Consider the following 9,082-nt stretch of genomic DNA (forward strand, 5'->3'; position numbering starts at 1 on the left):
CCGGGGACGCTCACCGGCAGGTGAAACGGGACTCCGCCCAGTCCCCGACCGCGAGGGAGCCGAAGTTCGTCTGCGGCTCCGTGACCAGCCGGATCGTCGCGCGTCCCGCGAGGTTCAGGTGAACCGGAACGGCCGGGTCCCCGCCCCTGAGGACCGGTGACTTCCACAGCCGCACCCCGTCCGCGTACACGGAGAACCGCATCGCGCCCGTCCCGAGCGTCATGTCGTCGACACCGGCGAAGGCGTCGTACGCGGTGCAGCTGCGGTTGAGGTCGACGGTCACGGAGGAGTGCGCGTGGACGGTGACCCCGTTCGCGTACTCCTTGTCCGCGACGCGCAGGCCCCACCGCTGCCACACCCAGCTGCTCTCGCCGGGCCGGATCTCCGGCTCGGTGCCGTCGCCGAGCCCGCCGTACGTCAGCTGGTTCAGCTGGTAGACGGCCGGGGCGGGCGGCGGGGGAGGGGCGGGAGGCGTGGGCTTCGGGGTGGGGTCGGGCGTCGGCTTCGGGGGTGGCGTCGGCTCGGGCGTGGGCTTCGGCGCCGGCTTCGGGGTGGGGGTCGGCTTCGGCGCGGGCTCGGGCGGAGGCTTCGGCTTCGGGGCCGGCGGCTCGGGCTTCGGCTCGGGGGGAGGCGTCGGCTTCGGCGGGGTGAGGGGCTGCGTGACCGCCGGCTTCTCCTTGTGCGCCTCCGGCTCGGGCTTCTGCGGGTCGCCCGCGAGGGCGATCGCCACCGCCACGGCCACGCCCGCCGCGACCACACCGGCCGCGATACCCGCCTTCACGGGCGCGCCGAGCCCCTCGGACGCCGCGGCGCCACCGCCCGCGGCCCCTCCGGAGCTGCCGCCCGCCGCGGCCGCCGCACCGGCGCCCGCCGCACTCGCGGCGCCGCCCCCGATGAGCGCGACCACCTTCGCGTACCCGGCGGCACCGAACCAGCCGATGACCGCGACCGGCACGACACCAGGGATCCCGCCGGCCACTTCCTTGATCTGACCGGCGGCGAGCCGGCACCTGGCGCACTCCTCCAGGTGCTTGCGCAGACCGCGTTCGGCCCGGGTGCGCAGGCTGCCGCGGGCGTACGCGCCGAGCCGGTCGGCGTAGCGCGCGCACCCCTCGTCCTGGGTGAGAGTGGTACTCACATGGGCCTGGAGGTACGCCTCCTTGAGGCCCTCGCGGGCGCGCTTGGCCAGCACGCGCGTGCCGTTGGCGTCGAGCCCGAAGAGTGTCGCGACCTCGCTGGGCGACTCGTCCTCGACCTCCGTGTGCCACAGGACGGCCTGCCAGCGCTCGGGCAGGGACCGGAAGGCCTGCATGGCCATGGACTGCTCGGCCTCGTGCATCGCGCGGACGTCGGCGCCGAGATCCAGCGTGTCGTCGTCGGAGACCTCGCTGGAGCGGGCGGCCTGCTGGGCGAACACCGCGAAGTCCTCGACCAGGTGCTCACGCTTCGCCGACTTCGTCCAGCCCGCGGCGACGCGGCGCACGGTGGTCAGCAGATAGGCGCGCACCGCGTGCTCGGGTCCGCTGCCGCCGCGCACGGCCTGAAGCATGCGCGCGAACACCTCGGCCGTGAGGTCGTCGGCGGTGTGCGCGTCCCGGCAGCAGGTGCGTGCGTAACGGTGGACGGCGGTCGAGTGCCGGCGGTACAGCTCCTCGTACGCGGTGTCGTCGCCGGACCGCATACGGGCGATCAGATCGGCGTCCGCCGGAGCCGTCTCCCGCGCGGGCGGCGGGGCGGGCGTTCCCGCGACCACGCCGGGCTCCCGCTGCTGCGGCACGCTCGGGTCGGAGAGCTTCTCACCCGGGGCGGCGGAGGGAGCCGCGGGGACTGCGGGCCCGGTGGGCGCGGAGTCCGACGCTCCGTCCCGGGGCGGACCCTTCTGGCTCGGCACCTGCCGCGCGGGCAGCCCACCGGTCTCGGTGCCGCCCGCACCACTGCTCTCGAGTGGCTCGTCCCGCCCGTCAACGCTCATCGCGGAAAGCCCCCGACCGCACACTCAGACCCGAACACGCGGGAAAGAGTGCCACACGGGTGGCCCGCACCGCCTGCCAGCACTCGTCAACCACTCATCCGTGGAAACCTCGTACAACGAAGTACTGGCTTTCACTCGTACGGGTAGGGGTCAACGAGCGTGCCCAAAACGGGAGTTGGCCGCGCGCGACGCACATGCGTCACCCACGGCCGTCCCACGTCCGTCGCGGAGCCCAGCCCCACGCGGTGCCGCTTCCGCGCCCACGCGGTGTCGGCCGCCCCTACGAGGGCCGCGACCGCAGCCCCTCCAGCAGGATGTCCAGCAGCCGCGACGACGCCGCGGCCTGCTGTGCGGCGTCCGGCAGCGAAGGCGCCGCCGTGGCGATGACCAGCAGCACGTCCGCCACCGTCACGTCCTCGCGGAGCTCCGACGCGGCGCGCGCCCGGTCCACGAGTTGCCCGACGACGTCGAGCAGCTCGGCGGCCCCCGCGTCGTCAGCCGGTACGGCCTCGGCGGCCGGGGACGTGCGCTGCTCCACGAGACGCAGGTCGGGCGGGGCCGCGCCGAGCCGCTGCTGCGGAACCCGCGTCTCGTCCCGTACCGCGCCCGCCGTGTCGGCCCGCTCGTCGGCGACGCCGACGCGCAGCACCTGCGGGGGCAGCAGCCGCCCCGCACCGGAGGCGACGGACGTGCGCAGGAAGCGCGACAGCGCCGACCACGGCTCGTCCTCCTGGCCGAGAGCGGCCCGCGCCTGGTCGGTCAGCCGGGAGGTCTCCTCCTCGGCTATGCGCCGCACCAGTACGTCCTTGCTCGGGAAGCGCCGGTACACCGTGCCGACACCGACCCGGGCCCGCCGCGCCACGTCCTCCATCGGCGCGCCGTACCCCAGCTCACCGAAGACCTCGCGCGCCGCGCGCAGGACGTGCTCCAGATTGCGCTGGGCGTCCACCCGGAGCGGCGCCGCGCGCGAACTGTCGCCCGCGCCGCGACCGTTACCGCCCGTGGCGGCCGGTCCGCCGGCCACGGCCGAAGCGGAAGCCGTCGAAGTCCATTGAGAGTCCTGAATGTGCATATGTGTTCCCCCGGTAATGACGTCTCCCCCCGGAGACTCTCCCCGCCATCGGCAGCCGGAGCGTGAGGAACGGACCAGTTCCACGGATCCGTCCGACGGATCCGTCAGCGCATCCCCCGACACCCCGACAGCACACGAACATAGTTGAGCCGGAGTCAATTCAGAAGGGGCAGGTTCCGCACGGAGCGCCCCCCGAACGGAGTACGCGGCGATTCCACCCCGATTGCACCCCCGCACCTCACCCGCCACATGTGTGTTGACCTGCGGCTATGTCCCGTACTCCGGCAATTCGCCCACCCGGCGGCCGGCGTAAGCGCCGGTCACACAATTTGCCGAGGCTGTGGACAAACTCCAGTGGCCGATGCGTCATGGGGTGGTGCCGATGCCGAAGACTGCTTCTTCCCGGGGGACGGCCCCGGAAGTCCCGCGTACACGCGTCCTCGTCGTAGGGGGCGGCTATGTCGGGATGTACACCGCCCTGCGCCTCCAGCAGAAGCTCAAACCGGAACTGAGAAGCGGCCGGACCGAGATCGTCGTCGTCACCCCCGACCCGTACATGACCTACCAGCCGTTCCTGCCCGAGGCCGCCGCCGGATCGATCTCGCCGCGCCACGTCGTCGTGCCGCTGCGGCGTGTCCTCGGCCGCTGTCGCGTCATCGTCGGCGAGGTCACGTCCGTCGACCACGGCAAGCGCACCGCCACGTTCACCACCCTGGCCACCGAGGAGGAGGGCACGGGCGCCGTCGAGATCACGTACGACGAACTCGTCATGGCCCCCGGCTCCGTCTCGCGCACCCTGCCCGTGCCGGGACTCGCCGACCACGGCATCGGCTTCAAGACCGTCGAAGAGGCCATCGGACTGCGCAACCACGTCATCGAACAGCTGGACATCGCCTCCTCGACCCGCGACCCCGCCGTCCGCGACGCGGCCCTCACCTTCGTCTTCGTAGGGGGCGGTTACGCCGGTGTGGAAGCACTCGGCGAACTCGAGGACATGGCCCGCTACGCCGCGGGTTACTACCACAACGTCACCGCGGACGACCTGAAATGGATCCTCGTCGAGGCCAGCGACCGCATCCTCCCCGAGGTCGGCGAGGAGATGGGCCGCTACACCGTCAGCGAACTGCGCCGCCGCAACATCGACGTACGCCTGCGCACGCGGCTCGAATCCTGCGAGGACCGGATCGCCGTCCTCGACGACGGCTCCCGCTTCCCGACCCGCACCGTCGTGTGGACCGCGGGCGTCAAACCGCACCCCCTGCTCGCCGCGACCGACCTGCCGCGCAACGAACGCGGCCGCCTCACCTGCACCGCCCGGCTCGCCGTCGACGGCGCCCCGCACGCGTGGGGCGCGGGCGACGCGGCAGCGGTCCCCGACATCACGGCCGGCGAGGAGGGCAAGGAATGCGCGCCCAACGCCCAGCACGCGGTGCGCCAGGCCAAAGTCCTCGGCGACAACGTCGTCGCCTCCCTGCGCGGCGAGCCCCTGACGGACTACGAGCACGCGTACGTCGGCTCCGTCGCCTCGCTCGGCCTGCACAAGGGCGTCGCCCACGTCTACGGGCGCAGGCTGAAGGGCTACCCTGCCTGGTTCATGCACCGCGTCTACCACCTGAGCCGGGTGCCGACCGTGAACCGGAAGGCCCGTGTCCTGAGCGAATGGATACTCTCCGGGCTCTTCAAGCGCGAGATCGTCTCCCTCGGCTCGCTCGAACGCCCGCGTGCGGAGTTCGAACTCGCGGCCGGGGGAAACCCGCCCGGCAGCCCCCCGTCTCACCCGCCGCGGGACCCGAAGGGGTCGACCTGACCGGACCGGGGAACTCCCCCTCGAGGACCGGCGTCTGACGGATGTCAGTCCGGTCGGTCAGACTGGTCCACGACCTTGGCCGGCCCCAGACCGTGGGCGGACCGACCGCCACGTTGCCCTTCCCCGCTGCTCCCGGCCCCGGCCGGGCAGGGGAGCCCCCACCCGACCTCACGAGGCTTTCCCCACAGTGAACTTCACGCGCTGGAGCGCCCGGCTCCCCGGAACGCAGCGCCGCGCGGCAGCGCGGTCCGACCATGGCGTCCCACAAAGCCAGCGAGGGGAAGGCGCCGTGCCCGCCGCCCGCCACGAACACGCGTCCGACGGCGACACGCCCACGCTCGCCGTCGGCATCGACGAACTGCCCGCGCGCGAGGTCCTCGACCGCATCCCCGCCCTCGTCGCCCTCCTCCACGGCCCCGACCACCGCGTCGCGTACGTGAACGACGCCTACGTCGCGGCCTTCGGCGACCGCCCCGCCGGCGCACCCGCGCGCGAGGCGCTGCCCGAGCTGGAGGAACTCGGCCTGCTGCCCCTGCTCGACCAGGTCCTGCGCAGCGCCAAGCCGCGCACGGTCAAGTCCCGCAAGGTGGCCGGCGGCCGCTCCTACACGTTCACCTGCACACCCGTGACGGTCCCGGCCGACGACGCAGAAGGCGCACACGAAGGAGCGGGCGGCTCCGGTGTGCTGGTCTTCGCGGCGGACGTCACCGACCACGCCGAGGCCGCCGAGCGGCTGCGCGCCAGCGAGCGCCGCCAGCGCGAGACGGCCGTCACCCTCCAGCGCTCCCTCCTGCCCCAGGAGCTGGAACAGCCCGACGACCTGCGCATCGCGGCCACCTACCAGCCGGGTGGCACCGAGGCCGCGGTCGGCGGCGACTGGTACGACGTGATCACCCTCGGCGGCGGCCGCACCGCCCTCGTCATCGGCGACGTCATGGGCCGCGGGGTGCGCGCCGCCGCCGTCATGGGCCAGCTGCGCACCGCCGTCCGCGCCTACGCCCGCCTCGACCTGCCGCCGCACGAGGTGCTCCAGCTCCTCGACGGCCTCGCCATCGAGATCGACGCCAACCAGATCGCCACCTGCGTCTACGCGGTCCACGACCCGAACGAGGGCCGCCTCGTGTACGCGTCGGCCGGCCATCTCCCCATCCTCGTACGCGACGAGAGCGGCACGATCCACCGCGCGGAAGAGCCCACCGGGCCCCCGCTCGGCACCGGCGGCTGGCTGCACGCCTCGGGATCGGTGCCGCTCGGCCCCGGATCGACCGCCGTCATGTACACCGACGGCCTGGTCGAACGCCGGGACGAGGACATCGACGAGGGCGTCGCGGCCCTGGAGCACGCGCTCGCCGGCGCCACCGGAACACCCCAGGTCGTGTGCGACCGCCTCATCCGCGCGGCAGGCGTCACCGCGGACCACGACGACGACGTGGCCGTCCTCGTCCTCCAGCACCCGGCGCGCACGGGAACCGACGGAGAACTGTTCCGCAACGCCGCCCTGGAACTCCTCGGTGGGGTCGAAGCGGCCCCCCGCGCGCGTGCCTTCGCCTCCGGGGTACTGGCCAGCTGGCGCTTCTCGACCGAACTGCACGACCTGGGCGTCCTGGCCGCCAGCGAACTCGTCGCCAACTCGCTCCAGCACGGCACCCCGCCCATGCGCCTCAGACTCCGCCGCACCGACCGCCGACTGATCATCGAGGTCACCGACGGCGACGATCACCTCCCGCGCCGCCGCCGCGCCGAACCCGCCGACGAGGCGGGCCGGGGCATCGCCATCGTCGCCACGATCGCCTCGAACTGGGGCTCCCGGCGCACGCCGGGCGGCGGCAAGGCGGTCTGGTGCGAATTCGCCCTGCCGCGAACCTCGTGAACGGGACGGAGCCTCAGACGGCCGCGGGCACCGGCTCTGCCGACGCCCCGCCCTCCGCCACGATCCGGCTCTTCGCCAGTGACGGCTGGTCCTGCTCGGGCGACAGATGCCGCCCGAGCCGCACCGCGAGGAACGTGATCCCCAGCGAGAACAGCACGAACGTCACGATGTAGGGACCGTGCAGCGCGGCTCCCATGGGCCCGCCGACCGCCGGACCGACGGCCAGAGCGAGCTGCTTGACCAGCGCGAACGCCGAGTTGTACTGCCCGACCGTCCCGGCCGGCGCCAGATCGGCGACCAGCGGGGCCACGGTCGGCGACAGCATCGCCTCACCGAGACCGAACAGCGCGTACGTCGAGATGAACGCCGCCGTCGCCATGGCCTGGCTGCCGTGCCCCACACCCGCGTACCCGGCCGCGAGCCAGGCGATCGCCCACACGAGCCCGACCGCGGCGATCACCCGGGACCGCCTGCGCCGCTCGACGAACTTCAGGACCGCGAACTGCGCGACCACGATCATCGCGGTGTTGGCGGCGAGCGCGATGCCCAGCGTCGACGGGGAGATCCCGGCCGCTTCCACGCCGTACGCGCTCAGGCCCGACTCGAACTGCCCGTAGCAGGCGAAGAACAGCACGAACCCGAGGACACACAGCTGCACCATCGCCCGGTGCCGCAGCAGCGCCCGCAGCCCGCCACCCGTCCCGGAGCCATCCTTCGGCACCGCACCGCCGATCGTCGGCGCGTACGGCATCCGCACGAAGCCCACGATCCCGGCGAGCACCAGGAACATCACGGCCTCGACGCCGAAGAGCAGCGTGAAGCTCGACGGGCGGCTCTCGTCGACGATCTGGCCGCCGATGAGCCCGCCGATGCCCAGGCCGAGGTTCTGCAGGAAGAACTGCATGGCGAAGGCGCGCGTACGGGTGTCCGGCGTGGACGTCCACACGATCATCGTGGCGAGCGCCGGCTGGATCACCGCGGTGCCGGCACCGAGCACCGCCGCCGACAGGATCGCGCTCGTCCGACCGCCGGCGAGCCCGAGCCCGAGAGCACCGACCGCCGCCACCAGCGTGGCGACGACCAGGACGGGCACCGGACCGCGGCGGTCGATGGCCCGCCCCGTGAACGGCAGGACGACCAGAGCGGCCATGGCGAAGGCGGCGAGCACGATCCCCGCCGCTCCAGCCCCCAGACCTCGCACCTCAGCGACGTACACATAGAGGAACGGGACCGTGAACCCGACGCCGAACGAACTCAGCGCGCTGCCCACCTGGATCCGACGCATCGCTGCGCCCATCGCCCTGGTCACTTTCACCTGCCTTAGGAGTTAGAAGTGAAGACTTCGAAGCTAAAGTTAGGATCTAAACAATACACACCGAAGGACTTCAACGCCAAGCCGCCCGTGCCATACTGCGGGCCATGGGCGACAACCCCGGCGACAGTGAGCCGACCCTCGACGAGCAGATCGCCGCGTACCAGCGCGAGTTCCAGGACCTCGACCCCCAGGTCGAGCAGATCGTCTCCGCGCTCGGCCGCCTCAACAGGCGCATGAACGTCGCCTACGGCCGTCAGACCGCGAACCTCGGCATCACCAACGCCGAGTGGGAGGTCCTCAAGGCCCTCGTACTCTCCGGCGCCCCGTACCGCATGGGCCCCGGCGACCTGGCGAAGCGCCTGGGCCTCACGCCGGCCGCCATGACCCACCGCATCGACCGCATGGTCGGCGAAGGTCTGGTCACCCGCGACCGCGACGAGTCGAACCGGGTACGCGTCATCGTCGAGCTCACCACCGAGGGCCGCGCCAAGTGGCTCGAGGCGATGCGCCTCGCCTCCGGGTTCGAGGAGGACCTTCTCCAGGACCTCTCCGCCGACGAGCGAGGAGTCCTCGGCGAGGTCCTGACCCGGCTGCTGCGCCGCGTGGAGGACGCCCAGCCGGACGCCGGCGGCCGCCTCACGGACCTCGACTGAAAAGAAGTTGCCAGGAGGGTGTTGACATGCCCCTCCTCGATACGTAAGGTTCTTCGAGTTGCCACGGAGCCGTAACGGTTCTGCGACAGCACCTCCGCCGCTGAAGCGGCAACCCAACCACCAGCACGATCTCCCTCCGGGATCGAATTCGGCATGCCCGAATTCAATTCGATTTCGGTGCGGCGGCCCGATTAGGAACCGCCGGGGGAATCCGCTAAAGTTTGGGACGTCGGAACGGCCCAACAGCCGAGAAGACAAGCCCCGCTGACTGGGAGTCAGGCCCGAAAGGATCTGATAGAGTCGGAACCGCCGGAAAGGGAAACGCGGAAAGCCGAAAGGCCGGAGCGGAAACCTGAAAGGCACCGAGGAAATCGGACACGAAAGAGTCTGATA

At 72.2% G+C, this 9,082-nt stretch carries 6 protein-coding genes; 3 read left to right on the top strand and 3 right to left on the bottom strand.

The window, feature by feature from the left end; all coding sequences use genetic code 11:
- Positions 1-10: 10 nt before the first annotated feature.
- Both ACFC96_RS17630 and ACFC96_RS17635 read right to left on the bottom strand, forming a co-directional pair.
- The gene (locus tag ACFC96_RS17630; protein WP_376613007.1) at positions 11-1,972 is read right to left on the bottom strand and encodes a sigma-70 family RNA polymerase sigma factor; all 1,962 of its coding nucleotides are present in this window, start codon (positions 1,970-1,972) and stop codon (positions 11-13) included.
- Positions 1,973-2,252: 280 nt separating this feature from the next.
- Entirely contained in the window at positions 2,253-3,044 is a 792-nt protein-coding gene (locus tag ACFC96_RS17635; RefSeq protein ID WP_376255074.1) for a TetR/AcrR family transcriptional regulator, read from the bottom strand.
- Positions 3,045-3,426: 382 nt separating this feature from the next.
- Between ACFC96_RS17635 and ACFC96_RS17640 the strand changes: the two genes are divergently transcribed.
- Positions 3,427-4,851, top strand: coding sequence for an NAD(P)/FAD-dependent oxidoreductase (locus ACFC96_RS17640; protein WP_376613008.1), 1,425 nt, complete (start codon positions 3,427-3,429; stop codon positions 4,849-4,851).
- Between the two features lie 187 nt (positions 4,852-5,038).
- A complete protein-coding gene (locus ACFC96_RS17645) occupies positions 5,039-6,721 on the top strand; it encodes a SpoIIE family protein phosphatase (protein WP_376255070.1) in 1,683 nt (560 codons plus the stop codon).
- 13 nt (positions 6,722-6,734) lie between these two features.
- Here ACFC96_RS17645 and ACFC96_RS17650 read toward each other — a convergent pair whose 3' ends face one another.
- Positions 6,735-8,030: an MFS transporter gene (locus ACFC96_RS17650; protein WP_376613010.1), complete on the bottom strand. Its 1,296-nt coding sequence runs from the start codon at positions 8,028-8,030 to the stop codon at positions 6,735-6,737.
- A gap of 110 nt (positions 8,031-8,140) precedes the next feature.
- On the opposite strand from ACFC96_RS17650, the gene ACFC96_RS17655 reads away from it, so the two are divergent.
- The gene (locus tag ACFC96_RS17655) at positions 8,141-8,689 is read left to right on the top strand and encodes a MarR family winged helix-turn-helix transcriptional regulator (RefSeq protein WP_376613011.1); all 549 of its coding nucleotides are present in this window, start codon (positions 8,141-8,143) and stop codon (positions 8,687-8,689) included.
- Positions 8,690-9,082: the final 393 nt, after the last annotated feature.

Origin of the sequence: Streptomyces sp. NPDC055955, assembly GCF_042270245.1 — a bacterium.
Taxonomy (GTDB): Bacteria; Actinomycetota; Actinomycetes; order Streptomycetales; family Streptomycetaceae; genus Streptomyces.